At 72.8% G+C, this 25,701-nt stretch carries 26 protein-coding genes; 17 read left to right on the forward strand and 9 right to left on the reverse strand.

Annotated elements, in window-relative coordinates; all coding sequences use genetic code 11:
- Position 1 precedes the first annotated feature (1 nt).
- Positions 2-208: a DUF397 domain-containing protein gene (locus OHS57_RS05620; protein WP_041997937.1), complete on the forward strand. Its 207-nt coding sequence runs from the start codon at positions 2-4 to the stop codon at positions 206-208.
- On the opposite strand, the gene OHS57_RS05625 is transcribed toward OHS57_RS05620, so the two are convergent.
- The gene (locus OHS57_RS05625; protein WP_328581219.1) at positions 202-1,344 is read right to left on the reverse strand and encodes an 8-amino-7-oxononanoate synthase; all 1,143 of its coding nucleotides are present in this window, start codon (positions 1,342-1,344) and stop codon (positions 202-204) included. The genes OHS57_RS05620 and OHS57_RS05625 overlap by 7 nt on opposite strands.
- A gap of 156 nt (positions 1,345-1,500) precedes the next feature.
- On the opposite strand from OHS57_RS05625, the gene bioB reads away from it, so the two are divergent.
- From bioB to mug, 10 genes are all read left to right on the forward strand, one after another.
- A complete protein-coding gene (gene bioB / locus OHS57_RS05630; RefSeq protein ID WP_041997933.1) occupies positions 1,501-2,637 on the forward strand; it encodes a biotin synthase BioB in 1,137 nt (378 codons plus the stop codon).
- Positions 2,630-3,919, forward strand: a complete 1,290-nt coding sequence (locus OHS57_RS05635) for an adenosylmethionine--8-amino-7-oxononanoate transaminase (protein ID WP_328581220.1) — start codon at positions 2,630-2,632, stop codon at positions 3,917-3,919. Before bioB ends, OHS57_RS05635 begins: the two co-directional genes overlap by 8 nt.
- 1 nt (position 3,920) lies before the next feature.
- Positions 3,921-4,640 (forward strand): dethiobiotin synthase, encoded by a 720-nt coding sequence (gene bioD / locus OHS57_RS05640; RefSeq protein WP_328581221.1) that lies wholly within the window; start codon positions 3,921-3,923, stop codon positions 4,638-4,640.
- 10 nt (positions 4,641-4,650) lie between these two features.
- Complete coding sequence (locus tag OHS57_RS05645; protein WP_328581222.1) at positions 4,651-4,998, forward strand: VOC family protein; 348 nt, start codon at positions 4,651-4,653, stop codon at positions 4,996-4,998.
- A gap of 59 nt (positions 4,999-5,057) precedes the next feature.
- Entirely contained in the window at positions 5,058-5,480 is a 423-nt protein-coding gene (locus tag OHS57_RS05650) for a GNAT family N-acetyltransferase (protein WP_041997925.1), read from the forward strand.
- Positions 5,481-5,626: 146 nt separating this feature from the next.
- Positions 5,627-6,985: a hemolysin family protein gene (locus tag OHS57_RS05655; RefSeq protein WP_328581223.1), complete on the forward strand. Its 1,359-nt coding sequence runs from the start codon at positions 5,627-5,629 to the stop codon at positions 6,983-6,985.
- On the forward strand, positions 6,982-7,995 hold the full coding sequence (locus tag OHS57_RS05660; protein ID WP_328581224.1) for a hemolysin family protein: 1,014 nt from the start codon (positions 6,982-6,984) through the stop codon (positions 7,993-7,995). The genes OHS57_RS05655 and OHS57_RS05660 overlap by 4 nt, the downstream gene beginning before the upstream one ends.
- A gap of 35 nt (positions 7,996-8,030) precedes the next feature.
- On the forward strand, positions 8,031-8,831 hold the full coding sequence (locus OHS57_RS05665; RefSeq protein WP_041997920.1) for an SGNH/GDSL hydrolase family protein: 801 nt from the start codon (positions 8,031-8,033) through the stop codon (positions 8,829-8,831).
- A gap of 45 nt (positions 8,832-8,876) precedes the next feature.
- Positions 8,877-10,316 (forward strand): adenylosuccinate lyase, encoded by a 1,440-nt coding sequence (gene purB / locus OHS57_RS05670; protein ID WP_041997918.1) that lies wholly within the window; start codon positions 8,877-8,879, stop codon positions 10,314-10,316.
- Between the two features lies 1 nt (position 10,317).
- Positions 10,318-10,875 (forward strand): G/U mismatch-specific DNA glycosylase, encoded by a 558-nt coding sequence (mug, locus tag OHS57_RS05675; protein WP_041997916.1) that lies wholly within the window; start codon positions 10,318-10,320, stop codon positions 10,873-10,875.
- Between the two features lie 62 nt (positions 10,876-10,937).
- On the opposite strand, the gene OHS57_RS05680 is transcribed toward mug, so the two are convergent.
- The 4 genes from OHS57_RS05680 to OHS57_RS05695 all read right to left on the reverse strand — a co-directional run bounded on the left by OHS57_RS05680 (position 10,938) and on the right by OHS57_RS05695 (position 13,861).
- Positions 10,938-11,483 carry a hypothetical protein gene (locus OHS57_RS05680; protein WP_041997914.1) on the reverse strand — a complete coding sequence of 182 codons (546 nt, stop codon included), beginning with the start codon at positions 11,481-11,483 and terminating at the stop codon, positions 10,938-10,940.
- A gap of 220 nt (positions 11,484-11,703) precedes the next feature.
- On the reverse strand, positions 11,704-12,141 hold the full coding sequence (locus OHS57_RS05685) for a hypothetical protein (protein ID WP_328581225.1): 438 nt from the start codon (positions 12,139-12,141) through the stop codon (positions 11,704-11,706).
- A gap of 40 nt (positions 12,142-12,181) precedes the next feature.
- Positions 12,182-12,928: an ABC transporter permease gene (locus OHS57_RS05690; RefSeq protein ID WP_328581226.1), complete on the reverse strand. Its 747-nt coding sequence runs from the start codon at positions 12,926-12,928 to the stop codon at positions 12,182-12,184.
- Positions 12,929-12,931: 3 nt separating this feature from the next.
- Complete coding sequence (locus OHS57_RS05695; RefSeq protein ID WP_328581227.1) at positions 12,932-13,861, reverse strand: ATP-binding cassette domain-containing protein; 930 nt, start codon at positions 13,859-13,861, stop codon at positions 12,932-12,934.
- A 108-nt stretch (positions 13,862-13,969) separates the two neighbouring features.
- On the opposite strand from OHS57_RS05695, the gene OHS57_RS05700 reads away from it, so the two are divergent.
- Positions 13,970-15,199, forward strand: a complete 1,230-nt coding sequence (locus OHS57_RS05700) for a sensor histidine kinase (protein WP_328581228.1) — start codon at positions 13,970-13,972, stop codon at positions 15,197-15,199.
- Positions 15,196-15,846 (forward strand): response regulator transcription factor, encoded by a 651-nt coding sequence (locus OHS57_RS05705; protein ID WP_328581229.1) that lies wholly within the window; start codon positions 15,196-15,198, stop codon positions 15,844-15,846. Before OHS57_RS05700 ends, OHS57_RS05705 begins: the two co-directional genes overlap by 4 nt.
- Positions 15,847-15,892: 46 nt before the next feature.
- Here the strand turns inward: OHS57_RS05705 and OHS57_RS05710 are convergent, their stop codons facing one another.
- Positions 15,893-16,333: a nitroreductase family deazaflavin-dependent oxidoreductase gene (locus tag OHS57_RS05710; protein WP_041997904.1), complete on the reverse strand. Its 441-nt coding sequence runs from the start codon at positions 16,331-16,333 to the stop codon at positions 15,893-15,895.
- 117 nt (positions 16,334-16,450) lie between these two features.
- On the opposite strand from OHS57_RS05710, the gene OHS57_RS05715 reads away from it, so the two are divergent.
- On the forward strand, positions 16,451-17,608 hold the full coding sequence (locus OHS57_RS05715; RefSeq protein ID WP_041997902.1) for an ROK family transcriptional regulator: 1,158 nt from the start codon (positions 16,451-16,453) through the stop codon (positions 17,606-17,608).
- A 92-nt stretch (positions 17,609-17,700) separates the two neighbouring features.
- On the opposite strand, the gene OHS57_RS05720 is transcribed toward OHS57_RS05715, so the two are convergent.
- Both OHS57_RS05720 and OHS57_RS05725 read right to left on the reverse strand, forming a co-directional pair.
- The gene (locus OHS57_RS05720; RefSeq protein WP_041997899.1) at positions 17,701-18,465 is read right to left on the reverse strand and encodes a GntR family transcriptional regulator; all 765 of its coding nucleotides are present in this window, start codon (positions 18,463-18,465) and stop codon (positions 17,701-17,703) included.
- A gap of 72 nt (positions 18,466-18,537) precedes the next feature.
- Positions 18,538-19,494, reverse strand: coding sequence for a DMT family transporter (locus OHS57_RS05725; protein ID WP_328581230.1), 957 nt, complete (start codon positions 19,492-19,494; stop codon positions 18,538-18,540).
- A 47-nt stretch (positions 19,495-19,541) separates the two neighbouring features.
- Between OHS57_RS05725 and pdxR the strand changes: the two genes are divergently transcribed.
- The gene (gene pdxR / locus OHS57_RS05730; RefSeq protein WP_328581231.1) at positions 19,542-20,996 is read left to right on the forward strand and encodes a MocR-like pyridoxine biosynthesis transcription factor PdxR; all 1,455 of its coding nucleotides are present in this window, start codon (positions 19,542-19,544) and stop codon (positions 20,994-20,996) included.
- Between the two features lie 2 nt (positions 20,997-20,998).
- Here pdxR and OHS57_RS05735 read toward each other — a convergent pair whose 3' ends face one another.
- The gene (locus OHS57_RS05735; protein ID WP_041997893.1) at positions 20,999-21,409 is read right to left on the reverse strand and encodes a VOC family protein; all 411 of its coding nucleotides are present in this window, start codon (positions 21,407-21,409) and stop codon (positions 20,999-21,001) included.
- 162 nt (positions 21,410-21,571) lie between these two features.
- On the opposite strand from OHS57_RS05735, the gene OHS57_RS05740 reads away from it, so the two are divergent.
- On the forward strand, positions 21,572-22,957 hold the full coding sequence (locus OHS57_RS05740) for an SWIM zinc finger family protein (RefSeq protein WP_328581232.1): 1,386 nt from the start codon (positions 21,572-21,574) through the stop codon (positions 22,955-22,957).
- Complete coding sequence (locus OHS57_RS05745; RefSeq protein ID WP_328581233.1) at positions 22,954-25,653, forward strand: DUF7824 domain-containing protein; 2,700 nt, start codon at positions 22,954-22,956, stop codon at positions 25,651-25,653. The genes OHS57_RS05740 and OHS57_RS05745 overlap by 4 nt, the downstream gene beginning before the upstream one ends.
- The last annotated feature ends 48 nt before the right edge of the window (positions 25,654-25,701 follow it).

The raw sequence follows: 25,701 nt of genomic DNA on the forward strand, positions 1-25,701 counted from the left end.
CATGACCGCTTACCTCGCACACCCCACAGCGTGGCGGCGGAGCAGCCGCAGCGTAGGGATGAACAACTGCGTGGAGACGGCCCGCAAAGGCGCGGGCGAACTCGCCGTTCGTGATTCGAAGAACGTGACCCGCCCGCACTTGTCCTTCTCCGCCGAAGCCTGGAGCTGTTTCGTGTCGGCCCTGCGTGAGGAGGTGGTGGCCTACTGAGCGGCGACCGACACGATCGTCCGCACCGCCGTGTCGATCTGACGCTCCGTCAGATCGGCACGCGCGGTGAGCCGGATACGGGAGATGCCGTCGGGCACCGAGGGCGGCCGGAAGCAGCCGACCGAGACACCGGCGGCCCGGCAGTCCGCCGCCCAGCGGAACGCCGCCTCGGGCGACGGCGCCTGTACGGAGACGACGGCGGCGTCCGGACGTACGGCGGTCAGGCCCTCGGCGGTCAGCCGCCCGTGCAGGGTGCGCGCGACCTCCCTGGCGCGGGCGGCCAGAGCCGGCTCCGCACGCAGCAGCCGGAGGCTCGCCAGCGCGCCGCCGACCGCCGCCGGCGCGAGGCCGGTGTCGAAGATGAACGTACGGGCGGCGTTGACCAGATGGTCGACGACCCGGGCCGGGCCGAGGATCGCACCGCCCTGGCTGCCGAGCGACTTGGACAGTGTGAGGGTGGCGACCACCCCGGGCGCGCCCGCGACACCGGCCGCGTCCAGCGCGCCCCTGCCGCCCGCGCCCAGCACCCCGAAGCCGTGCGCGTCGTCGACCACCAGCGCGGCCCCGAGGTTTCGGCAGACGCCGGCCAGCTCGCCCAGCGGAGCGGCGTCGCCGTCCACCGAGAACACCCCGTCGCTGACCACCAGCGCGCGCCTGCCGCGCTCGGCCTCCAGCGTCTTGCGTACCGCTTCGGGCTCGGCGTGCGGGACGACGACGGTCTCCGCGCGGGAGAGCCGGCAGCCGTCCACGATCGAGGCGTGGTTGCCCGCGTCGGACACCAGCAGCGAGCCGCGCGCGGTCAGCGCCGTGAGCGCGGCGAGGTTGGCGGCGTAACCGGACGACAGGACGAGCGCCGCCTCGAATCCGCAGAACGCGGCCAGTTCGGCCTCCAGTTCGGCGTGCAGTTCGGTGCTGCCGGTCACCAGCCGTGAGCCGGTGGCGCCCGCGCCCCAGCGGCGGGCCGCTTCGGCGGCCGCGCCGGTGGTGACGGGATGCCGGGCGAGGCCCAGATAGTCGTTGCTCGCGAGGTCCAGCAGCGGGGAATCGGCCGGCCGCGGCCGGAGCGTACGGACCAGGCCCGACGTCTCGCGGGCGCGCGCCGCTTCGCCGGTCCAGTCGAACGGGTCCTGCTCCATGGGTCCGGTCCTTCTGTAGGTCCTTTTGTAGGCTGCGCACAGACCCTAAACCCGGCCGGACCAGGACAGGGTGTGGCCATACCCACACTTCGAAGTGGCGGAGTTGTCAGATTCCACCCTGGCATCAGGGTGCGGACGTAGGCGAAGATCGGCCCTATGGACCTGCTGAACACGCTGGTGGAGAAGGGCCTGCGGCGCGAGCCGCCGACCCGCGAAGAAGCGCTCGCCGTGCTGGCGACCTCCGACGACGACCTGCTGGAGGTGGTCGCTGCCGCGGGCAAGGTGCGCCGCCAGTGGTTCGGGCGGCGGGTGAAACTCAACTATCTGGTCAATCTCAAGTCCGGTCTGTGCCCGGAGGACTGCTCGTACTGCTCGCAGCGGCTCGGCTCGACCGCCGAGATCCTCAAGTACACCTGGCTGAAGCCGGAAGAGGCGTCGAAGGCGGCTGCCGCCGGGGTGGCGGGCGGCGCCAAGCGGGTCTGTCTGGTCGCGAGCGGGCGCGGTCCGACCGACCGTGACGTGGAGCGGGTCTCGGGCACGATCAAGGCCATCAAGGAAGAGAACGAGGGCGTCGAGGTCTGCGCGTGCCTCGGACTGCTGTCGGAGGGCCAGGGCGAGCGGCTGCGCGCCGCGGGCGCCGACGCGTACAACCACAACCTCAACACGTCCGAGGGGACGTACGGGGACATCACGACCACGCACACCTACGCCGACCGGGTCGAGACGGTGCGGCACGCCCAGGCGGCCGGGCTGTCCGCCTGCTCCGGGTTGATCGCCGGCATGGGCGAGAGCGACGCCGACCTGGTGGATGTCGTCTTCTCGCTGCGCGCGCTGGACCCGGACTCGGTGCCGGTCAACTTCCTCATCCCGGTGGAGGGCACGCCGCTCGCCGCCGAGTGGAACCTGACCCCGCAGCGCTGCCTGCGCATCCTCGCCATGACCCGGTTCATCTGCCCCGATGTCGAGGTCAGGCTGGCCGGCGGCCGTGAGGTGCAGCTGCGTTCGATGCAGCCGCTCGCGCTGCACCTGGTCAACTCGATCTTCCTCGGCGACTATCTGACCACCGAGGGCCAGGAGGGCAAGGCCGACCTGGAGATGATCGCCGACGCCGGTTTCGAGGTGGAGGGCGCGGAGACGACGACCCTGCCGGAGCACCGGGCGGGGGGTTGCGCGGCGCCTGTCGCCGCCGTGGCCGACGAGCCCCTGGCCGACGCGGCACCGGCACCCGCGCGCAAGGACCTGGTCTCGGTGCGCCGCCGTGGAGCCGGTACGGATCTCGCGCCCAATGCCTGATCTCGCCCCGGCCGAACTGCTGGCGCTCGACCGCGCGCACGTCTGGCACCCGTACGGCCCGATGCCGGGCCGTACGGATCCGCTGGTCGTGGAGTCCGCGTCAGGCGTCCGGCTACGGCTCGCCGAACCGGCGCACGGGCAGCGCGAGTTGGTCGACGGGATGGCGTCCTGGTGGTCGGCGATCCACGGCTACAACCACCCGGTGCTCAACGAGGCGGCGCGCGGCCAGCTCGACCGGATGAGCCATGTGATGTTCGGCGGCCTCACCCATGAGCCCGCCGTACGGCTCGCCACGAAGCTGGTCGACATGACGCCCGAGCCACTGCGGCATGTGTTTCTCGCCGACTCGGGCTCGGTCTCCGTCGAGGTCGCCGTCAAGATGTGTCTGCAGTACTGGCGTTCCGTCGGCAGACCCGCCAAGCAGCGGCTGCTGACCTGGCGCGGCGGCTACCACGGCGACACCTGGCAGCCGATGTCGGTCTGCGACCCGGACGGCGGGATGCACGAGCTGTGGTCGGGCGTCCTGCCCCGGCAGGTGTTCGCGGGGGTGCCGCCGGTCGAGTACGACGAGACGTACGCGGACGGGCTGCGCGCGCTGATCGCCGAGCACGCGGACGAACTGGCGGCGGTGATCGTGGAGCCGGTGGTGCAGGGCGCGGGCGGGATGCGCTTCCACTCCCCCGCGTATCTGCGGGTGTTGCGGGAGGCCTGCGACGAACACGACGTGCTGCTGATCCTCGACGAGATCGCGACGGGTTTCGGCCGTACGGGCACGCTGTTCGCCGCCGGCCAGGCCGGTGTCTCGCCCGATGTGATGTGTGTGGGCAAGGCCCTCACGGGCGGCTATCTGACGATGGCGGCGACGCTGTGCACGGCGAGGGTCGCCGAGGGCATCGCGCGCGGCGAGGTCCCCGTACTGGCGCACGGGCCGACCTTCATGGGCAATCCGCTGGCCGCTGCCGTGGCCTGCGCCTCCATCGACCTGCTGCTCGGGCAGGACTGGGTCAAGGAGGTGGAGCGGATCGGCACGGGCCTGCGCGAGGGACTGGCGGAGGCGGCGGAGCTGCCGGGCGTGCGTGACGTTCGGGTGCTGGGCGCCATCGGGGTGATCCAGCTCGACCACGACGTGGACATGGCGGCGGCGACCCGCGCCGCGGTGCGCGAAGGCGTGTGGCTGCGGCCGTTCCGCGACCTCGTCTACACGATGCCGCCGTATGTGACGGGTGACGACGACGTCGCACGGATCTGCCGTGCGGCGTCGGCCGCGGCGCGGGAGGGCTGACATGGGCATTCTGATCGTCACGGGTACCGGGACGGAGATCGGCAAGACCGTCGTCACGGCGGCGCTGGCGGCTGCCGCGCTCGCGCGCGGCCGGACGGTCGCCGTACTGAAACCGGCCCAGACGGGTCTGGAGCCGGGTGAACCCGGCGACGCCGCCGAGGCTGCCCGGCTGGCCGGTCCGGTCACGCCGGTGGAACTGGCCCGCTTCCCCGAGCCGTTGGCACCGGCGACGGCCGCCCGGCGGGCGGGCATGACGCCGGTACGCCCCGACGAGGTGGCCGTCGCCGCGGAGAAGCTGGCCGCCGAACACGATGTGGTGCTGGTCGAGGGGGCCGGCGGCCTGCTCGTACGGTTCGACGAACACGGCGGCACCCTGGCGGACGCGGCCCGGCTGCTGGGCGCGCCCGTCCTGGTCGTGGCGCCGGCGGGGCTCGGCACGCTCAACGCGACGGCGCTGACGACCGAGGCGCTGCGGGCGCGTGACGTGCGCCCGCTCGGCGTGGTCATCGGCAGCTGGCCGGCCGCGCCGGACCTGGCGGCGCGCTGCAACCTGGCGGACCTGCCGGACATGGCAGGCGCCCCGCTGCTGGGCGCGGTACCGGCGGGCGCGGGAGCCCTGCCCCCGGAACGGTTCCGCGCGGAGGCGGTGCGATGGCTGGCGCCGGAGCTGGCCGGGGAGTGGGACGCGACGGCGTTCGGCGCGGCGTTCGCCGCGCCATAGGCTGCCCCGCATGCGCGTACGTATCGACGAGATCGTCTTCGACTGTGAGAAGCCGCTGGAGCTGGCCCGGTTCTGGGCCGCTCTCCTCGGCGGTGAGCCGACCGGGCGGAGCGCCGACTGGGCGTACATCGACCCGCCGGAGTTCACCCGGATCGCCTTCCAGCGGGTTCCGGAGGGCAAGGCCGTCAAGAACCGCCTCCATCTGGACCTGCTGGCCGACGACATCCCGGCCGCGACGGCCGAGGCGGTCCGGCTCGGGGCCGAACAGGTCGGCGGGATCGTCTCCGACACGCCGGGCAGCTTCCAGGTGCTGCGCGACCCGGAGGGCAACGAGTTCTGTTTCGTCACCCCGGCCTGACCGCGCCCGCACCCGGAATCCGCTCGCCCCACGGGTCGCCGCTCTGCTTGGCTCGGGGCATGAGTGACCTCCAGATCCGCTGTGCCCGACTCGCCGACATCGACGCCGTGCTGTCCTTCTGGCGGCTGGCCGCCGAGGGCACCAGCATCAGCGACGACCACGACGGGATGACCCGGCTCGTCACGCGCGACCCCGAGGCCCTGCTGCTCGCCGAGCGCGACGGCCGGCTCGTCGGGACCGTCATCGCCGGGTTCGACGGCTGGCGGTGCTCCGCCTATCGGCTGGCCGTCCATCCGGAGCAGCGCAGACGAGGTGTCGCCACGGCGCTGCTGGACGCCGCCGAGCAGCGGTTCGCCGCCATCGGCGGGCGGCGGGTGGACGCGATGGTGCTGGAGGACAACACGCGGGCGCGGCGGGCCTGGGCGTCGGCCGGGTACCACCGCGAGGATCATTGGCGGCGCTGGGTGAAGCCCCTGCGGTAAGCCATTTTGCCGATCCTTTACCATGGGGGTTCGTTGTTCCGTACAACCGAAAGGTGTGAACGTCCGCTCATGGGCGAGCCTCCCAGTATCAGCAGACACCGCGCAGCCCTCCGCCAGCTGACCGATCATGTGACGGAGGTGAACCGATGACCGAAGTGCTTCTGCTCATCCTGGCCGTGCTGCTCGCGCTGCTCTGCGGAGCGTTCGTCGCCGCCGAGTTCTCGCTCACCACCGTCGAGCGGGGTGATCTGGAACGGGCCGCCGAGCGCGGCGAACGGGGCGCCGCCGGCGCGCTGAAGGCCGTACAGAGCCTCACCTTCCAGCTCTCCGGGGCGCAGCTCGGCATCACCGTCACCAATCTGGTCGTCGGTATGCTCGCCGAGCCGTCCGTCTCCAAGCTGATCCGGGGGCCGGTCGAGGCGACCGGCCTGTCGGAGTCCGTGGCGTCCTCGGTCGCCCTGGTCATCGGTACGGCCCTGTCGACCGTCGTGCTGATGGTCGTCGGCGAGCTGGTCCCCAAGAACTGGGCGATCTCGTCCCCGCTGGCCGTCGCCAAGGTCGTCGCCACGCCGCAGCGCCACTTCACCGCCGTCTTCCGCCCGTTCATCGCGCATCTCAACAACACGGCCAACCGCATCGTGCGCGCCATGGGTCTTGAGCCGACCGAGGAGCTGGCCTCCGCCCGCTCACCGCAGGAACTGGTCGCGCTGGCCCGGCACTCGGCGAAGGAGGGCGCGCTGGAGGCGGACACCGCCGAGCTGTTCGTACGGACCCTGAGTCTGGCGGCGCTCACCACGGAGAACGTGATGACGCCGCGCGTCCAGGTCATGGCGCTGGACGTACAGGCGACGGCCGAGGACGTGGCCAACGCGACCCGGGCCACCGGTCTTTCCCGCTTCCCCGTCTACCGGGGCAATCTGGACACGGTCGTGGGCATCGCGCACATCAAGGACGTGCTCGCAGTGCCGGCCGAGCGCAGGGTCCGGCACCCCGTCAGGGAGCTGCTGCGGGAGCCGCTGCTCGTCCCGGAGACACTGACCGTGGACAAGCTGCTCGACCGGCTCTCCGGACGTTCCACGATGGCGGTCGTCATCGACGAGTACGGCGGCACCGCCGGTGTGGTGACGCTGGAGGACATCGTCGAGGAGGTCGTCGGCGAGGTACGCGACGAGCACGACCCGCACGAGACCCCGGATCTGGCCCCGGTCGGCGAGGACGCCGAGGGCCGGCCGCTGTGGTCGGCGGACGGTGCCGCACGCGCCGACCAGCTGGAGAAGATCGGGCTGCGGGTGCCCGAGGGGCCGTACGAGACGCTGGCCGGTTTCGTCGCGGCCGAGCTGGGCCGGATCCCCGCCGAGGGCGACGAGGTCGAGGTCGGCGGCTGGCGGCTGGAAGTCTCCGACGCCTCGGGCCGCCGCGCGGCCCGGCTGACCCTGCACGGCGCGCTGCCCGGCGCCGACAGCGACACGGATACTGACGACACGGAAGAGGAGGCCGGACGATGACCGCGATCCAGCTGATCATCGGCTTGCTGACGCTGGTCGTCAACGCCTTCTTCGTCGGGGCCGAGTTCTCCCTGATCTCCGTGCGCCGCAGCCAGATCGAACCGGCGGCCGAGAACGGCGACCGCAGGGCGCGCAGTGTCATCTGGGGCCTTGAGCATGTGTCGGCCCTGCTCGCCGCCGCCCAGCTCGGCATCACACTGTGCACGCTGGTGCTGGGTATCGTCGCCGAGCCCGCCATCGCCCATCTGCTGGAGCCGGTCTTCAACGGCGTCGGGGTGCCGCACGGCCTGGTGCATCCGATCTCGTTCGTGATCGCGCTGGTCGTGGCGACCTATCTGCACATGCTGCTGGGCGAGATGGTCCCGAAGAACGTCGCGCTGGCGGGCCCCGTCCGTACGGCGCTGCTGCTCGGGCCTCCCCTGGTGGCCCTGTCGCGGGCGCTGCGGCCGGTGATCTTCACCGTCAACGCCTTCGCCAACACGCTGCTGAAGCTGCTGCGGGTGGAGGCCAAGAGCGAGGTGTCGGCGACGTTCTCCGACGACGAGCTGGCCCGGCTCGTCACCGACGCGGGACATGCGGGACTGCTCGACGACCGGGCGACCGAGCGGCTGCACGACGCGCTGGAGCTGGGCCGCCGTCCGGTCCGAGACGTGGTGCTGCCGCTGGAGCGGGTCGTGACGGCCGAGGTGGGGGTGACCCCCGAGGAGCTGGAGGCGATGGCGGCCACGTCCGGCTTCTCGCGCTTCCCCGTGGTCGACGCTTCGCGGCGGATCCTGGGCTATCTCCATGTGAAGGACGCGCTGGACGCGCTGCCGCGCGACGTGCCGTTCCCGGTCACGGGGATGCGCGCCATCGCGCGGGTGAAGGACGAGACGCCGATGGACGACGTCCTGACGGCGATGCGCCGCAGCCGTACGCATCTGGCCGCCGTGCTGGACGCGGACGGCAAGCTCGAAGGCATGGTGACCATGGAGGACGTGCTGCGGGAGCTGGTGGGGCGGCACGCCTGAGTCCGGTCCTACCGCACGGTAGGATCGGGCCCGCCATGGAGATGAATGCCAACTACACCAGTTTCGTCGCTGTCGGTGACTCCTTCACCGAAGGCATGTCCGACCTGCTGCCCGACGGTACGTACCGGGGCTGGGCCGATCTGCTCGCCGGCCGGCTCGCGGCCCGTAACCCGGGGTTCCGGTACGCGAATCTCGCCGTGCGCGGCAAGCTCATCGGACAGATCGTGGACGAGCAGGTGGACGTCGCCGCCGCGATGACACCGGACCTGGTGACCCTGGTCGGCGGGCTCAACGACACCCTGCGGCCCAAGGTCGACATGGGACGGGTGCGCGGGCTGCTCGAAGAGGCCGTCGAGCGGCTCGCGCCGTCCTGCAAACAGCTCGTCCTGATGCGCAGCCCCGGCAGGAACGGTCCGGTGATGGAACGTATCCGGCCGCGCATGGAGGAGCTGTTCACGTACATCGACGAGCTGGCGGCGCGGCACGACGCGCTCGTCGTCGACCTGTACGGCGGGAACGTCCTCGGTGACCAGCGGCTGTGGGACGTGGACCGGCTGCATCCCACCGCCGAGGGCCACCGGCGTATCGCCGAGGCGGTCTGGCAGGGGCTCGGCCTCGACGCCGAGGACGACTGGCGCGCGGCGCTGCCTCCCGCGGCCCCGGCCCGCTGGCTGATGCGGCGCGGCAGCGACGTACGGTTCGCCCGGCAGTATCTCGGGCCCTGGGTGATGCGCAGGCTGACCGGACGCTCGACGGGCGACGGCAGGCTGCCCAAACGCCCTGAGCTCCTGCCTTACGAGCCGTACGCGCCGGAGTCCGCCGACGGGACCCCGTAGGACCGTGGCGCGGTCCTCCGCCGGGCCCCAGTAGAATCCGCTTACGTGACTCCCGTGTCGAAGCCCCGTATCCCCAATGTCCTTGCCGGCCGCTACGCCTCGGCGGAGCTGGCCGTGCTGTGGTCCCCCGAGCACAAGGTGAAGCTGGAGCGCCGGCTGTGGCTGGCCGTGCTGCGCGCGCAGCGGGACCTCGGGATCGAGGTGCCGGAGACGGCCGTCGCCGACTACGAGCGGGTGGTCGAGCAGGTCGACCTGGCGTCGATCGCGGAGCGCGAGAAGGTCACCCGGCACGATGTGAAGGCCCGGATCGAGGAGTTCAACGCCCTCGCCGGCCATGAGCAGGTGCACAAGGGCATGACGTCGCGGGATCTCACCGAGAACGTCGAGCAGCTCCAGATCCGGCTGTCGCTCGAACTCATGCGGGAGCGTACGGTCGCCGTGCTGGCCCGGCTGGGCAAGCTGGCCGGGGAGTACGGACCGCTGGTGATCGCCGGCCGTTCGCACAACGTGGCGGCGCAGGCCACCACACTGGGCAAGCGGTTCGCGACGGCCGCCGACGAGCTGCTGGTCGCGTACGGGCGGCTTGAGGACCTGCTGGAGCGCTACCCGCTGCGCGGGATCAAGGGCCCGGTCGGCACGTCGCAGGACATGCTGGACCTGCTGGGCGGTGACGCGGCGAAGCTGGCCGACCTGGAGGGCCGGATCGCCGGACATCTGGGCTTCGCGCACGCCTTCACCTCGGTGGGCCAGGTCTACCCGCGCTCGCTCGACTACGACGTGGTGACCGCGCTGGTGCAGCTCGCGGCGGCGCCGTCGTCGGTGGCGAAGACGATCCGGCTGATGGCCGGGCACGAACTGGTCACCGAGGGCTTCAAGCCGGGCCAGGTCGGCTCGTCCGCGATGCCGCACAAGATGAACACCCGGTCCTGCGAGCGGGTCAACGGGCTGATGGTGATCCTGCGCGGCTACGCGTCGATGACCGGTGAGCTGGCGGGCGACCAGTGGAACGAGGGCGACGTGTCGTGCTCGGTGGTGCGCAGGGTGGCGCTGCCCGACGCGTTCTTCGCGTTCGACGGGCTGCTGGAGACGTTCCTGACGGTGCTGGACGAGTTCGGCGCGTTCCCCGCCGTGGTCGCACGTGAGCTGGACCGCTACCTGCCGTTCCTGGCGACGACGAAGGTGCTGATGGCAGCCGTACGGGAGGGCGTCGGCCGGGAGGCGGCGCACGAGGTCATCAAGGAGCACGCGGTGGCGTCGGCGCTGGCCATGCGGGAGCAGGGCGCCGAGCGCAACGAACTGCTCGACCGGCTGGCGGCGGACGACCGGATCCCGCTGGACCGGGCCCGGCTCGACGCGCTGATGGCCGACAAGCTGTCGTTCACGGGCGCGGCGGAGGACCAGATCGGCGCCGTGGTCGCCCGGATCGAGGAGATCGTGAAGCAGCGTCCGGAGGCCGCCGGGTACACCCCCGGATCGATCCTCTGAGATGCGCCCCGAGGAACTGGACGCGGCCCGCGACCGGCTCGTGCCCGACGTGGCGGGGCCGGGGCTGCGGGTGCTCTTCTGCGGTATCAACCCGGGTCTGATGTCGGCGGCGACGGGTCATCACTTCGCCCGCCCCGGCAACCGGTTCTGGCCGGTGCTGCATCTTTCCGGCTTCACACCGCGCCAGTTGAAGCCGGCCGAGGAGCAGGAGCTGCTGACCCACCGGCTGGGCATCACCAACGTCGTGGCGCGGGCCACGGCGCGCGCCGACGAGTTGAGCGACGAGGAGTTCCGCGAGGGCGGCGCGATCCTCACGGCGAAGGTGGAGCGGCTGCGGCCGCGCTGGCTCGCGGTGGTCGGCGTCACCGCGTACCGGGTGGCCTTCGCCGACAGGAAGGCGCGGATAGGGCCGCAGGAGCGGACGATCGGCGCGACCCGCGTCTGGGCGCTGCCGAATCCGAGCGGACTCAACGCGCACTGGACGGCGCAGACGATGGCGGAGGAGTTCGGCCGGCTGCGTGCGGCGGCCGAGGGGGACGAGGGCCCGGCCGCCACATAGCGCCGTCCGCCCGCAGGGGCGGGACGGCGCCATGTGTCCGACGCGGGGCCGGTGTTCCTTCGCTAGCTGACCATGATCGGGCCTGCGGTGGCGGTGCACTTCGTCTGGTCGGCGGCCACGGTCGCGCAGCCGCTGCCCGGGGTTGCCGTGTAGCCGGCCGGGGTGAAGATGATGACGTTGCTGTTCAGGCCCCACGCGCCCGGCGGCACGTTCACCCGGCCGACCGTCTCGGCGATGGTGCCGGTGATGTCGTAGGTGCTGCCCGGGTAGTACGCGATGTCGCTGCCCCACACGTACGAGGCGCTGACCCCGTACATGCGCACGACGACGCCGCACACGATGACCGACCGCCAGGAGAGCTGGTGGGGCTGGGTCGGGGGGTAACCGATGCCGGAGGGCATGGTGACCTCGCAGGTGTACACCCCGCCGTCGTTGTTGTTGGTGAACGTGACGAAGGCGCTGCCCGCGTCGGCCGGCGCGGAGGCTGCCGTCGGCGCGGCCGGCGCGGCCGCCTGGGCCGATCCCGCGCCCATCGCGAGTGAGAGGGCCGCGACGCCGAACGCCGCGAGGACCGCGCCGGTTCGGCGCCGGAGGGAGTGGGGGGACACGGGGGTACCGGCCTTTCGTGGGGGCGGATCACGACGGAACATGGGGGGACCGCGAAGCGCCGAGGCACGCACGCGCGCCTCGGTCACCGGACGATCGTGACTGCCGCGCCAGAGCCACGTCAAGAGTTTAGAACGTTCCAATTGGCCGACCTACCCCCTCTTACGCACCAACTCGCCTGCGTGGAGGGTGCGTTGTCACAGGTCAGGGAGGTGTTCGGGGCTAGGGCGGGTCCGTTTCCGTTATGAGGGCCATCAGTTGGTACGGCAACTCCGCACCCCACCGGGCCACGCCTATCGCCGTCCAGCGGTTCTCCGTCCGCCAGATCCACAGCGAATCCACCGCAGCGCTCAGCTCGTACCAGGGCTCGGGCAGTTCCTCGCCCGCCATGCCTCTGGCCCGCATGCTCCACAGGCTGAACCGCTGCGCGGGGCCCCAGCGCGCGTCCAGGCGGCCGGCCAGCGCCTCGCCCAGGGCCTCGTACTGCTCGGCCGCCGGGCCGCTGCCGCTGCCGTCGTCGTCCCAGAACTCCTCGCTGGTGCTGAGCGCGGCCAGGTGGTAGCCGGGGCCGCCGGTGACCGTCCCTGAGCCGCCGCGCTCCGCGGGGAAGTCCCGGGTGCGCAGCAGCTCCACGAGGGCGAGTTGCCGGGCGATGTCCATGCCTCCAGTAAACCCGCCCGCGCCGACAGTTGGCCTCCCGTCAGGCGTCGCGGCGGCGCAGCGCGAGTCCGCCCGCCAGTACGGTGGCGGCCGTCCAGCCGATCAGCACGGCAAGTCCGGTCCAGGCGCCGGGCGTTCCTGACGGGTCCAGCACGAGCATCCGCTGTCCCGCCTGGCCGGGAAAGAAGTCCGCCGCCTTTCCGTTGCCGGACACGTCCCCGAGGACGAAGGGCAGCAGCAGGAACACCGGTACGAGCACGCTCAGCGTCCCCGCCACACTGCGCAGCACCGCGGCGACACCTGCCGCCAGCAGCGAGACGCAGGTGAGGTACAGGCCGCAGCCGAGGATCGCGCGCGGCGCCGCCTGGTCGCCGAGGCCGATGCCGAACTCCGTCCCGATCAGGGCCTGTCCGCCGACGAAGCAGACGAGGCCCGTGACGAGCCCGACGGCGAGGGCCAGTACGGCGACGACGGCCAGCTTCGCCGTGTAGAAGGCGCGTCTGTCCGGTACGGCGGCCAGCGAGACCTGGATGGCGCCGGCGCGGTACTCGGACGCCATGGCGACCGCGCCGAAGACGATGGCGGCGAGCTGGCCGAAGCTCAGGCCGGCATACGACAGGAGCAGCGGGTCGAAGTCGGCGCCCGCGGTGTCGTCGGGGCCGAGCGTGCCGCAGATGAGCAGGGAGAAGACCGTCGTCACCAGGAAGGCACCGGTCAGCGAGGAGGGCAGGACCCACAGGGAGCGGACCTTGAGCCATTCGGCGTGGGCGGCTGCGGGGAGTGACATGGCTCAGGCCTCCTGCGGGTGGGGAGCGGTGGCGGACGTGTACTGCGCCACGTCCTCGGTGAGGTGCAGATAGGCCTGTTCCAGCGTGCCGACCTCGTCGGCGAGTTGCAGGATGGGGATGCCTGCGCGGGCGGCGAGCGGTCCGATCTCCACCACCCGGGCGCCCTCGACGGTCCAGCCGCCGTCGTCCTCGACGGGCGAGAAGCCCTTCGCCCGCAGCAGGGTGCGCAGCCGGGCGCCCTCGGTGGTGCGCAGTCTGACGCGCGGGCGTACCCGTGCGTCGATGAACTCCCGCAGCGGGGTGTCGGCGAGGAGTCTGCCGCTTCCCAGGACCACGAGATGGTCGGCGTAGGACGCCGTCTCGTTCATGAGATGGCTGGCGACCAGTACCGTTCTGCCCTCGTCCGCCAGCCGGCGCAGCAGTTCCCTGATCCAGCGCATGCCCTCGGCGTCCAGGCCGTTGGACGGCTCGTCCAGCATCAGCACCGGCGGGTCGCCGAGCAGCGCCGCCGCCATGCCGAGCCGCTGGCGCATACCGAGCGAGTACGTCCTGACGCGCCGCCCCGCGACGGACGCGATGCCCACCTCTTCGAGCACGTCGTCCACCCGCCGGGCGGGGATGCGGTTGCTCGCCGCGAGTATCCGCAGGTGCGCCCGTGCGGTGCGCGCGCCCAGGGCGGCTCCCGCGTCCAGCAACGACCCGACCTCGCGCAGCGGTTCGGCGAGCCGCGCGTACTGCTGGCCGCCGACGGTGGCGCTCCCGGACGTCGGCCGGTCGAGGCCGAGCACCAGCCGCATGGTGGTGGACTTCCCGGCGCCGTTGGGGCCGAGGAAGCCGGTGACCCGGCCGGGTCTCACCTGGAACGTGAGCCGGTCGACGGCGCGGATCGCCCCGTACTCCTTGGTGAGTTGCTGGATGTCGATGCTGGTCATGGCCTCAGCCTGGCCGCCGCGCCGGGCCCTGCCCTCCCCCGCCGGTGGAGACCGTCTCCCCCGGCCGGGGGAGGCTCGCACGGCGCCGCCGCTGGCACGATGGGGGGCATGCGCCGACTCCTGGGACCGCTGGCCCGCACGGTGACGTACACGCGCGTCCTGCATCTGGGCATCCCGCTCGCCCTCCTCGCGGTCTGGATGTTCGTCGATCCGAGTCATCCGTACGTCCCGCTGCTGTTCCTCGTACCGATCGGGCTGCTGCCGGGGATGCGGCTGGCGGAGGGCGTACAGGCCCAGTTGCTCCTCACGCCGCGTGAGCGGAGCGGTCCTGATCCGGTCATCTCGGCCGGGGCCTCGGCGACCTGGGCCGACCGGTGGCGGACAGTGCTGTGGCTGGAGGCACGCTCGGTGCTGTCGGTGCTGATGCTGGGGTGTGTCGTCTGGCTGCCGCTGCTCGGCGTCGATCTGATCGCGCGGGCCGCCGGGCACACGCCGCCCATGCTGCCGGTGCTGTCGGGGACGGCGCCGCGGGTGTGGTGCGCGGTGCTCGCGCCCGTACCGCTCGTCGTCGCCGCCGTGGGGGTGGTGACGATCGGGCGGCTGGCAGCCGCGGTCGCCAGGCGGCTGCTGGGGCCTTCGCCGGCCGAACGGCTCGCGGCGCTGGAGGAGCGTACGGAGCAGCTGCTCGAGCGCACCAGGATCGCCCGTGAGCTGCACGACTCGATCGGCCACGCGCTCACCGTCGCCGTGCTCCAGGCGGGGGCGGCCAGGGCGGCGGGCGACGCCGCGTTCACCGACCGTGCGCTCGGCACGATCGAGGAGACGGGCCGGGCGGCCCTGGAGGATCTGGAGCGGGTGCTTCTGGTGCTGCGGGAGTCGGCGCGGCCCGCCTCGCAGCGGCCGACGCTCGTCGACGCGGGCAGGCTCCTGGACTCGGCGCGCGCCTCGGGGGCGCTGGTGGAGGCCACCGTCACCGGGCCGCTGGAGCGGGTGCCCGCACCGGTCTCGCGGGAGGGTTACCGGATCCTCCAGGAGGCGCTGACGAATGTGCTGCGGCACGCGGCAGGGGCGGCGCAGGTGCGGGTGTGTGTCGAGGTGACGGGGGCGGCGCTCGGCATCGAGGTCACCAACCCGTTCACCTGTGCGTCCTTCGGTCCTCCGACGGCGGACGGGCCGACGGCGAACGGGCCGACGGCGGCGGACGGCGGCGGGCTGCGCGGGATCAAGGAACGGGCGGCGCTGCTCGGCGGCGAGGCGCAGACGGGGCTGCGGGGCGGGGAGTGGCGGGTCAGCGCGCTGCTGCCGCTGGACGGCAGGGCCGCCGGGGTGCGGGCATGACGGTGACCGTGCTGCTGGTGGACGACGAGCCGCTGGTCCGCGCGGGGCTGCGGGCCGTGCTGGAGGCGCAGCCCGACATCACCGTGGTCGGCGAGGCGGCGGACGGCGCCGCCGTGATCCCGCTGGTGCGCTCCTTGCGTCCCGATGTGGTGGCGATGGACGTGCGGATGCCGTTGATGGACGGGATCGAGGCGACCAGGGCGGTCCTGCGGACGGTGTCGCCGCCGCCGAAGATCCTGGTCGTCACGACCTTCGAGAACGACGAGTACGTCTACCGGGCGCTGCGGGCGGGCGCCGACGGCTTTCTGCTCAAGCGCGCCCGCCCGGCCGAGATCGTGCATGCCGTTCGGCTGATCGCGGAGGGCGACTCGCTGCTGTTCCCCGCCGCTGTGCGCTCACTCGCCGCGGAGTACGGCAACGCCGAGGCGCGCAGGGGGCTGGCCGCCGCCGGGCTGACCGGCCGTGAGGCGGACGTGCTGCGGCTGATGGCCCAGGGGCTGACGAACGCGGAGATCGCCGGGCGGCTGGTGGTGGGCGCGGAGACGGTGAAGTCCCATGTGAGCGCGGTCCTCGCGAAGTTGGGGGCGCGGGACCGCACCCAGGCGGTCATCACGGCGTACGAGTCGGGGTTCGTCGCGCCGCGCTGACCACCGGGGGGGCAGAGCTGACCACCAAGGCGGAGGGTGGTTGTGCTCAGCCGGCCACGCGGCGCAGCCGGACCACGGGGATGTCCCGTTCGGTCTTGAGCTGGTAGTCGGCGTACGGCGGGTAGACGTCGACCAGTCCTGGCCACACCCGCGCCTTCTCGTCGGCCGGCAGCGTCTCGGCGTGTGCGGCGAACCGCTCGGCGCCGACCTGCACGCGTACATCCGGGTTGTCCGCCAAGTTGACGTACCAGAGCGGGTGTTCGTCGGCGCCGCCCTTGGAGGCGACGATCAGGCAGTCGTCGCCGTCCCGGCCGTAGATGAGGACCGTACGGCGCCACTGGCCGGTCCGCCGGCCCCGGTAGTCGAGCAGCAGACACGGCGAACCCTTGAAGTCGCCGCCCTCGGCCCCGTCCGATTCGGCGTACAGCCTGGCCTGGTCCGCGACCCAGCCGGAAGGGCTGACAACGGGATCTTCGTCCTGCGGCATGGGTGATCCTCCGGATCGTTCGACGGTTGATATTCGCCTACCCTCCATCGGCACTCGCCCGGTACGCAACCAACGAGTAGCATCCGGACACACCTGTACGAGCTGGGAGGGCACACCGTGGGGCGGTTGACCGGCGGAGACCCTTCCCTGCTGCGGAGGATCAACTCCGCCGTCGTGCTGCACGCCCTGCGCGGCGCCGAGTCCCCCACCCTGACGGATCTGACCCGGATCACCGGGCTGTCCAGGCCCACGGTCGAAGGTGTGATCGAAGGGCTCATCGAGGCGGGGCTCGTCGTCGAGACGGCGCCGGAGGAGGGCGAGACCCGTAAGCAGGGGCGGCCCGCGCGCCGGTTCCGCTTCCGGGCCGAGGCGGGGCATCTGCTCGGCATCGAGATCGGTCCGCACCGGGTGGCCGCCCTGCTGTCGGGTCTTGACGGCCGGATCATCGGCGCGGGGTCGCGCGAGGTGACGGAGACGGCCTGCGCCGACGAGCGGCTCGACCGGGTCAGGGCGGTCGTCGCCGATGTGCTGCGGCGGGCCGGTGTGGCCCGCAGTTCGCTGCGGGCGGTCGGGGTGGGCAGCCCCGGCATCGTGGAGGCGGACGGGACCGTACGGCTCGGTACGGCGCTGCCGCAGTGGACGGGACTCGCGCTCGGCGAGCGGCTGCGCCGCTCGTTCCGATGTCCGGTCCTGGTGGAGAACGACGCGAACGCGGCGGCCGTGGCCGAGCAGTGGAAGGGCGCCGCCACCGACTCCGACGACATCGTCTTCGTGCTGGCCGGGCTGAGTCCGGGCGCGGGCGCGCTGATCGGCGGACGGCTGCACCGCGGTTTCGGCGGCGCGGCCGGCGAGATCGGCGCACTGCACCTGCTGGGCCGTGAGGCCACCCCGGAAACACTGCTGTCGACCACGGACGAGCCGCTGCACCCGCTGGACGAGCACGCGGTGGCCAAGGTCTTCGCGCTGGCCAAGCAGGGCGACGAGCGGGCGCAGGAGGCCATGGAGCGGTTCATCCAGCGGCTGGTGCACGACGTGGCCGCGCTGGTGCTCGCGCTCGATCCCGAACTGGTCGTGATCGGCGGCTGGGCGGCCGGGCTCGACGGCGTACTGGAGCCGCTGCGCGGCGAGTTGTCACGTTACTGTCTGCGGCCACCGCGGGTGACGCTCTCGCTGCTCGGCGAGGCCGCGGTGGCGACAGGTGCGTTGCGGCTGGCCCTCGACCATGTCGAGGAGCAGCTGTTCGCCGTGGAGGGAACAGTGACGGCCCGCCGCTGAGTGCGGACGGGCCGTATGGGGCAAGACAGTTGTGCGGCAAGGCAGTTGTGCGACGACGCTGTTGAGGGTCGTCGCGACCGCCCGGCAGGAGGTCAGGACGCCTGGCGCTCCGGGGGCTGGTCGGTGATCTGCAGGTCACCGGAGTCACCGAAGGTGAGCCGGCAGGTGTCCGCGCGGTAGGTGGCCATCGACACGGCGGCCGTGCGGCCTTCGGCGATGTAGCGGGTGGTGACGACGAGGACGGGGGCGCCGGGCAGCCGGTCGAGCTCCCTGGCGTCGTCGGCGCGCGCCGAGCCCAGCTCCACGGCGCGGTCCTGGCCTTCGAGCCCCAGATGCTGCAACTCACGCAGCACGGCGCGGGCCCTCGCGGGCCCTGAGGGGGTGTCTATGGCGGACAGTCCCGGCACGGACGAGGCGGGTACGTACAGCAACTCGGCGGCCACGGACTGGCCGTGGGTGACCCGGATGCGCCGGACGACATGGACCTCTTCGCCGGACGGCGAGTCGAGGAGCTTGGCCACGGCGGTCGGCGCCGGTTCCGTCACACAGCCGATGGGCTGCCAGGCGTCCTGGTCGGCGCCGGGCCATTCGTGCTGGGCGGTGGAGACGTCCACGCCGACGCGCGGCGGGGCGACGGTGGTACCGACCCCGCGCCGGCGCTGCAGCCTGCCTTCCAGCTCCAGCTGTTCCAGCGCCTGCCGGAGGGTGGCGCGCGCCACGCCGAACCTGGCGGCGAGTTCGCGCTCGTTGGGCAGCACCTCCCCCACGGCGAAGTCGGTGTCGAGCGCTTCTGCGAGCACGGTCTTCAGATGCCAGTACTTCGGCTCCGGCACCGTTTCCAGCTGCGTGGTCCCCACCCTGATCCTCCGCAATCGCCGTGTCCCCGGCGGGTTTTCCGTGCCCTTGTTTATTAAAGGTTCCTGCACTAACTAATGACGATAGGGCGGCTCAACCCTTTGGTCAAGACCAATCCCCCGGCCGTCGTACGCGGTCCTTCCTGCACGTACCCGTCCTGTGAGCACCCCGGAGCCCAGCGCGACTCCCGCTCCGACGAGCAGACTCCCCGCCGTCTGTGCGGCGCCGTACGAGCCCGTGCCCACCAGGGGCGCCGAGAGCGCGGCCGACACGGGGATGAGGCCGGAGAAGAGCGTGGCCCGCTCGGCGCCGATCCGCTGCAGACCCAGGTACCAGCAGAGGAAGCCGACGACGGTCACCACGACCGCCTGCCAGAGCAGCGCCACCGCCTCCACCCCCGTCGGCAGCGGCGGCGGCCCGCCGTCCACGACGGCGGAGACCAGCGCCGCCTGCACCGCGGCGACCCCGCAGACGGCGGTGGACAGCAGTCGCGGACCGAGCGGTCCGAGCGGTCGCAGGACGGGTACGGCGATGACGGCGAACCCCGTCTCGCCCGCCAGCGCGCCGACCGACCAGACGATGCCCGGCAGATCCGTACGGCCCCAGCCCTGGACGACACAGGCACCGGCGGCCACCAGCAGCGCGCCGCAGACGACAGGCGTGGTGGGCCGGCGCCGGTTCAGCAGCGGGAGCAGTACGGCGACCACGACCGGCGCGCAGCCGACGAAGACACCGGGGACGGCGGGTTCGGCGGTGCGCTCGGCGGCCAGGATCGCCAGGTTGAACCCGACCATGCCGACGGCGGCGAGCGCGGCGATCCTGCCCCACTGCCGGGCGGTGAGGGTACGCAGCGTGGCCAGGGCGGGCCGGCCGGTCAGCGGCAGGAGCAGCAGGCAGGCGACGCCGTAGCGCAGGGCCTGGCCCGCCGCGTACGGGTAGTCGCCCAGCAGGCTGTTGGCGGTGAAGGAGGCGCCGACGAGGACACAGGCGAAGGCCGCGAGGAGCGCCCCGCGTACGGAGGTGGCTGTCATGGCACCGACGCTAAGGATCACGGCGGTCCGGTTTAAGGTCCATTCCCATGGCACCATCGGGGACCAATGCGCGCACCGTGGCCTGGGAACTGCTGCTGCCGGCCGTGGCGGCGCCGCAGCGCGGCCGGGGGCGCGCCCTGCAGTCGGCGCTCCGTGACGCGGTGCGGTCCGGGCGGCTGACGGCAGGCACCCGGCTGCCGTCGAGCCGTGAACTCGCCGCCGATCTGCGGGTGTCACGCGGTCTGGTCACCGAGGCGTACGAACAGCTCACCGCCGAGGGGTACTTGCGCAGCGGCCGGGGCGCGGGCACCTGGGTGGGCGGAGCCGCGAGAGCCGCGGCGCTGCCGGCCCGCGATCTGGCGCCGCGCGCTCCGGTGGCCTCGGCGGACTTCCGGCCCGGCACCCCTGATCTCTCGCTCTTCCCGCGTACGGCCTGGGCGGCGGCGCACAAGGCGGTGCTGGCCCGGCTGCCCCACCACGTACTGGGCTACCCCGATCCGCGCGGGCTGCCTGAGCTGCGTACGGCACTGGCGGCGCTGCTGGCCAGACGGCGCGGGGTGGCGGCCGACCCGGAGCGGCTGATCGTGTGCTCGGGGGTCGCGCAGGCGATGACACTGCTGGGGTTCGTGCTGCACGGGCGGGGGCTGCGGACGGTGGGTCTTGAGGACCCGGGCAGCCCCGAACACACGGCGCTGTTCGCATCGGCGGGGCTCGGCGCCGTACCACTGCCGCTGGACGAATCCGGCCTCGATTCCAGCCAGTTGGGACGGTCCGGGGTACGTGCCGTGGTGACCACGCCCGCCCACCAGTTCCCCACCGGCATCGCGTACTCGGCGCAGCGCAGGGCCGAACTCCTCGACTGGGCCCGGTCCGTGGCCGGTTTCGTCGTGGAGGACGACTACGACGGCGACTTCCGCTACGACCGGGCCCCGGTGGGCGCGTTGCAGGGGCTCGATCCGGAACGCGTCGTCTACACCGGCTCTGTGAGCAAGTCGCTGGCCCCGGGGCTGCGGCTGGGCTGGCTGGTGGCGCCGCGTGAGCTGCTGGACGAACTCGTCGAGCGCAAGCGGACGATGGACCTGGGCAATCCGGCGCTGGACCAGGCCGTACTCGCCGACTTCGTCCAAGGCGGCGGTTACGACCGGCAGTTGCGCCGCTGCCAGCGGGCGTACCGGGAGCGGCGCGACACACTGGTGGCGGCGCTGGCGGAGCACTTCCCCGGCACGGAGGTGTCGGGGATCGCCGCCGGGCTGCACATCATCGCCCGGCTGCCCGCGCGTTACGGTCCCGAGGACGCGTGCGTGCGCCGGGCCGCAGGGGCGGGCGTCGCACTGCGGACGTTGGCGGAGTGCGGGGCGGCGGGGCGCGGGTGGTCAGAGGCCGCCGACGGCTCCGTACGGCTGGTCATGGGGTACGCACAGCTCACCCCGGGCGAGATCGTGCGCGGGGTGCGGACGCTGGCCGGGGCGGCGGGCAGGGGGACGGGCGGCGCGGTGCGCTGAGATCAGGAGTTGGACCAGTCGCGCACGCTGAGAACGAGCCGGTAGCCGTCCGGGTCCTCGATCGTCACGCCCCACTCGTTCCAGTACGGGTTGGGCGACGCGACCCGCCGGCCGCCGTGCTCCACCAGCCTGGCGACCAGTTCGTCGGGCACCGCACCGGCCAGATAGATCACCAGCAGGTCCTCCTCGGTGGGACGCGGCTCGACGGGCGCGGCCGGCTCGTGGACGAGTTCGAGATGCCAGCCCGCGTCCGGCCAGCCCAGCATCAGCAAGGCGTGCTCGCCGGGCGCTTCGCCGCCCTCGGCGCGGTAGACGGGGGTGAGGCCGAGGCCCGACACCCAGAACCGTTCGGCGGCGGCGAGGTCCCTGGAGGGGCGGGCGATCCTGATGTGCGCCTGGCCGCCGATCGGCATGCGGGGCTCCGTTCGTCTCTTCGGTGGTACGGGTGCTGCCTGCCGCCACCGTAGGCGGCGGACGATCACCACGTCGATCGGCCGATGGTCCTCGGCCTTGCGAACGAGCACCGGCGTTCGCCGCGGGGCCGATTGTCAGTGCCTGGCTCTAGCGTCTTCCCCATGACGCGATCCATGCAGGCACTCGCCTATTCCCGTCCGTCCGCGCTGGAGAGCGCGCCTGACGGCCAGTTGCTCGGTCTGGAGACTTCGGGCGGTCTGACGCCCCGTGGGGCGCAGGCGCATCCCCAGTTCTTCACCGGTTTTCTGACCTCGCCGCGGACGGCGGCGCAGGGGCTGCTCGCGGTCGCCGATGTGGCGGCGGCGCGCTACTACCAGCCGATGCTCCGTGCCTCGCTCGACCCGGTGGTCACGGGCAACGGGGACCGGTTGCGTTTCGAGTCGTTCTCCGGGTGCTGCGGTGTGTACGCCAGGCTCGATGTGCTGCGCGCCGGTCTCGACGGCGCGGACACGGGCCACGGCACGACCAATGTGGATGTGAACAACCCCCTGCGTGAGGCGCTTTCGCGGCTGGCGGGCGACGATCCGCTGCATCTGCGGGTGGGCCCTGACGAGATGGCGGTGACGACGCTCGACGGTCCCGTGGTCGAGAAGAAGGTGCCGCTGCCCGACCGGTGGCTGCGCGGGTTCGCCGAGGCGCAGGTGGCTTCCGCGGCGTTCGACCTGCGGGCCGAGCTGTCCGCCGCTGAAGCGGTGCGCTTCCTGCGGTCCCTGCCGCGCCCTTCGGGCCGGTCGGGCGGCGCTTCGCGCGGCGCGATGTGGGTGATACCCGCGGGCCGTACGCTGCGCCCGACGTCGCGTCCCGTGCCCGGCGCCGTCTGTCTGCCGGGCCCGGAGCGGCTGGCCGCGCTCCAGCGGGTGCTGCGGGACGCGACGGCGCTGCGGGTGTACGGGCCGGTGGCCGACGGCGCCGCCACGGCGAGCGCGTGGGAGGTGACGCTGCCGGGGATGCGGCTCACGCTGACGCTGTCGCCCGAGGTGGCGCGCGGCTTCTCCGGTGAGGGCGGGGTGCTGGAGGCGCTGGCCGCCGACGAGTCGGCCGAGGACGCCGAGCTGGTGTCCGTACTGCTGGCCTGGGAGCCGGCCATCGAACCGGCTGATCTCGCGGCGCGCGCCGGGCTGAGCGTGGCGCGGGTGCGCGCGGCGCTGACCAGGCTGGGCTCGGCGGGCCGGGTCGGGTACGACATCGCGGACGCCGCGTACTTCCACCGCGAGCTGCCCTACGACGCCGGCCGGGTCGAGCGGCACAACCCACGGCTGGCCGCCGCGCGTGCGCTGATCGCCGAGGGGGCCGTACGGCTCGAAGGCGAGCTGGCGTCGGTGGCCTCGGGCGAGCGGCGCTACCAGGTGCGGGAGGCGGCGGGTGTCCTCAGCTGCACCTGCGCCTGGTGGGCGGGGCACCGGGGCGGGCGCGGTCCGTGCAAGCACGCGCTGGCCGTCCGGATGGCGCGCCGCGGCGCGGTTCTGGTCTCGGGCGGTGCGCGATGAGTGAGCTTCTTGACGCGGTGCGGGCCGGTGACCACGAGTCCGTTCCCGGGCTGGTCAAGCCCCTGACACCGGCGGACCGCAAGGCGGCGCTCGCGGAGCTGAAGGCGCTGCGCTCCGAGGTGCGCGGCTGGCACTGGGACCGCTGGCGGGAGCGGTCGCGGGTGCAGCGTGCCCTGCTGGTGGCGGGTGCCGGCTGTCTGACGGGGGCGGCGGCGGCCGCCGCCTGGATCGGGGCCCGCGATCTGCGTAACGGCGACCGGGCGCCCTGGGGCCTGGCCGATCTGCTCGCCGACCGTGATCCTGCCTGGCTCGGCGAAGTGGCCCGCAGGCTCGCCGAGCGCAGCTCGACGGCGGAGGACGACTTCTCCCTCATCCGGGAGCTGAGCGAGCGGGCCGGCACGCCGCTGCCGGACACGGACGCGGTGGTCCGGGGCTGGGCCGACACGGTCGGGGACCGCGAGCGGTCCCTGCTCGGCGGGCTGCGCAAGGACCCGCACGTGACGGCGTTTGTGCCCCGGCTCTTCGAGCTGGCCGAGCTGCCCAACGGCATCAGCTGGCGCACGGACGCGCAGGACCCGGACCACTGGCCTTCGCTGCTGGCGGTCCTGGCCGAGGAGGGGGTGGTCGAGCGGGACATGCTGGTGGACGCGTGCGTGGCCCGGCTGCTGCGCGGGGGCCGGCCGCGCGAGCTGGTCTTCTTCCTCAATGTGGCCAGGCGGCTGGGGCTGAGCCCGGCGGAGGAGACGGCGCACACGGCCGACTGGATCGGGATGGCCGCCGACGGTCCTTCGGCGGTCGCGGGCTACGCCCATGGGGTGCTCGCCCGGATCGCGGCCGACGGCGCGCTGCCGGTCCGCAGCCTGGCCGATATGACCGGGTCGGTGCTGTTCCGGCCGGAGAAGAAGCTGGTGCGGGCCCAGTTGGTGCTCGTCGGCAAGGTCCTGCGCAGCGACCGCGGCGCCGCTGACGAGTTGCTGCCGGTGCTGGCCGATGCGGCGTTCGGGCATCAGGACACCGACGTCCAGGAGCGTGCGCTGAAGCTGGTGGCGCGCTGTCTCGCCGACGTGGGCGAGGAGTCCCGGCAGGCGGTGGCGGCGTCGGCCGCGCTGCTGAGCCCGGTCCACCGGGCGCGGGCGGTCGAGCTGTTCGGCGAGCAGCCGGCGGCGGGCGCCGGCCTCGTGTCGTACGAGGAGATCCTGCCTCCCGTGCCGCTGCCGGTACGGCTGGCTCCGGCGCCTTCGACCGTCGCCGAGGTGGTCGAGGAGGTGGTGGTGCTGTCCGGCGGGCGGGACGGTGACACCGTGTCGTTCGAGCGGACCCTCGACGGGCTGGTCAGGCTCGCCTACCAGGACACGGCTGCGCTGACCGCCGCGCTGCGTGACGCGCTGGCGGACCGTTGGTGGTTCAAGGGCGAGACGCGGATCGGCTCCGACTCGTGGTTCGTACGGGCGGCCGATGTGGGCCTGGTCGCCGCCGCGTTGCTGGAGAAGGTGTCGGCGCGGACGCTGACGATCGTGAAGTCGCGGTGGACGGCGAACGGCAAGTGGTGCGCGCACGAGGCGCTGGACGGTGTGCTCAACGCACGGCTGCGGGAGGTCGCTTCGCTGATCCGGACTAGACCGCTGCCCTTCCTGCTGGCCACCCCGACCTGGGAGTCCGGGACACTGGATCCGGATGTGCTGGTGGAGCGGCTGCGTGAGTACCAGCGGCTGTGCGCCACCCCCGCACCGGTCGACTTCGCCCAGGCGCTGCTGCGGGTGCGGCGCGGCGGCCGGCCGGAGACGGCCCGCGCCGCCGCGGCGCTGGGCACGCCCGAGGCGCGCCGGCTGGCCGACTGGCTCAGCGGCGAGGGGACACCGGTGCCCGCGCTGGTCCGTGACGATTCCGAAGAAGCCGTCGGTTCTGCGGCAGGTGGCGAAGGGCTGGTGCCGAGGGCCCGGAGGCTGCTGGCCGGTACCCGTGAACGGCGGGTGGTCGAGAAGGACTTCCCCCGTGAGTTCCACTGGCTGGGCCGGTCGGACGTCGAGGTGGCGCGGTACTGCTACCACTGGAGCGGCGGCCGGAACACCAACTGGCCCGCGGTGCTGCCCGAGAACAGCGAGGTGCTGGCCCACTGGCTGCTGCCCGGGGTCGAGGGCTGCGCGGCGGACGGGCAGCGGGGCGGTACGTGGTGTCTGCCCGTGCTGGCGGAGATCGCCGAACTGCCGGGGCCGGGCCCCTCGCTCCATCTGGCGCTCGCTTACGGGCTCGGTGCCCGGCACCCCGGCGACCGGCTGGCGGCCGTGGACGGGCTGCTGATCCTGGCGGCCCGTGGCGGTCTCGAAGGGAAGCTGCTGGGTGAGCGGCTGGGGGCGCTCGTGGACCAGGACTCGGTGAAGCTGAACCGGCTCACCGACTCGCTCCGTACGGCGGCGGAGAGCGGCGCGGCCGGCACCGTCTGGTCCGTCATCCGCCCTGCTCTGCCCGCGCTGTTGGCCCCGGGGACCAAGCGGACGGGGCTCGGGGAGATACTGGCGGTGGCGGCCGACTGCGTGGAGCGCTGCGGCGCCGCCGGCGAAGCGCCGGCCGGTCTCGCCGCGCTGGCCGCGCGGGGCGGTGGTTCGCGGGTGACGGCTCAAGCGGCCCGGCTGCTGGCCGCGTTGGGGCAGCAGAACGATCACTCCACGCCAAAAACGGTTAAAACCAGCCTAAACTAAAACAGACCCATCCTTAACCCATCAGTCACAAACCGTTCGTGATCGCGA

It is taken from the genome of Streptomyces sp. NBC_00370 (assembly GCF_036084755.1).
Taxonomy (GTDB): Bacteria; Actinomycetota; Actinomycetes; order Streptomycetales; family Streptomycetaceae; genus Streptomyces.

Coding starts and splice junctions, on each gene's coding strand:
- OHS57_RS05725 (WP_328581230.1), bottom strand. CDS start 19,494: ATGACAGCCACCTCCGTACGCGGGGCGCTCCTCGCGGCCTTCGCCTGT.
- OHS57_RS05655 (WP_328581223.1), top strand. CDS start 5,627: ATGACCGAAGTGCTTCTGCTCATCCTGGCCGTGCTGCTCGCGCTGCTC.
- bioB (WP_041997933.1), top strand. CDS start 1,501: ATGGACCTGCTGAACACGCTGGTGGAGAAGGGCCTGCGGCGCGAGCCG.
- OHS57_RS05735 (WP_041997893.1), bottom strand. CDS start 21,409: ATGCCGATCGGCGGCCAGGCGCACATCAGGATCGCCCGCCCCTCCAGG.
- OHS57_RS05665 (WP_041997920.1), top strand. CDS start 8,031: ATGGAGATGAATGCCAACTACACCAGTTTCGTCGCTGTCGGTGACTCC.
- OHS57_RS05635 (WP_328581220.1), top strand. CDS start 2,630: ATGCCTGATCTCGCCCCGGCCGAACTGCTGGCGCTCGACCGCGCGCAC.
- OHS57_RS05650 (WP_041997925.1), top strand. CDS start 5,058: ATGAGTGACCTCCAGATCCGCTGTGCCCGACTCGCCGACATCGACGCC.
- OHS57_RS05745 (WP_328581233.1), top strand. CDS start 22,954: ATGAGTGAGCTTCTTGACGCGGTGCGGGCCGGTGACCACGAGTCCGTT.
- OHS57_RS05645 (WP_328581222.1), top strand. CDS start 4,651: ATGCGCGTACGTATCGACGAGATCGTCTTCGACTGTGAGAAGCCGCTG.
- OHS57_RS05625 (WP_328581219.1), bottom strand. CDS start 1,344: ATGGAGCAGGACCCGTTCGACTGGACCGGCGAAGCGGCGCGCGCCCGC.
- OHS57_RS05710 (WP_041997904.1), bottom strand. CDS start 16,333: ATGCCGCAGGACGAAGATCCCGTTGTCAGCCCTTCCGGCTGGGTCGCG.
- mug (WP_041997916.1), top strand. CDS start 10,318: ATGCGCCCCGAGGAACTGGACGCGGCCCGCGACCGGCTCGTGCCCGAC.
- OHS57_RS05690 (WP_328581226.1), bottom strand. CDS start 12,928: ATGTCACTCCCCGCAGCCGCCCACGCCGAATGGCTCAAGGTCCGCTCC.
- OHS57_RS05685 (WP_328581225.1), bottom strand. CDS start 12,141: ATGGACATCGCCCGGCAACTCGCCCTCGTGGAGCTGCTGCGCACCCGG.
- OHS57_RS05695 (WP_328581227.1), bottom strand. CDS start 13,861: ATGACCAGCATCGACATCCAGCAACTCACCAAGGAGTACGGGGCGATC.
- bioD (WP_328581221.1), top strand. CDS start 3,921: ATGGGCATTCTGATCGTCACGGGTACCGGGACGGAGATCGGCAAGACC.
- OHS57_RS05700 (WP_328581228.1), top strand. CDS start 13,970: ATGCGCCGACTCCTGGGACCGCTGGCCCGCACGGTGACGTACACGCGC.
- OHS57_RS05620 (WP_041997937.1), top strand. CDS start 2: ATGACCGCTTACCTCGCACACCCCACAGCGTGGCGGCGGAGCAGCCGC.
- OHS57_RS05705 (WP_328581229.1), top strand. CDS start 15,196: ATGACGGTGACCGTGCTGCTGGTGGACGACGAGCCGCTGGTCCGCGCG.
- OHS57_RS05660 (WP_328581224.1), top strand. CDS start 6,982: ATGACCGCGATCCAGCTGATCATCGGCTTGCTGACGCTGGTCGTCAAC.
- pdxR (WP_328581231.1), top strand. CDS start 19,542: ATGGCACCATCGGGGACCAATGCGCGCACCGTGGCCTGGGAACTGCTG.
- OHS57_RS05740 (WP_328581232.1), top strand. CDS start 21,572: ATGACGCGATCCATGCAGGCACTCGCCTATTCCCGTCCGTCCGCGCTG.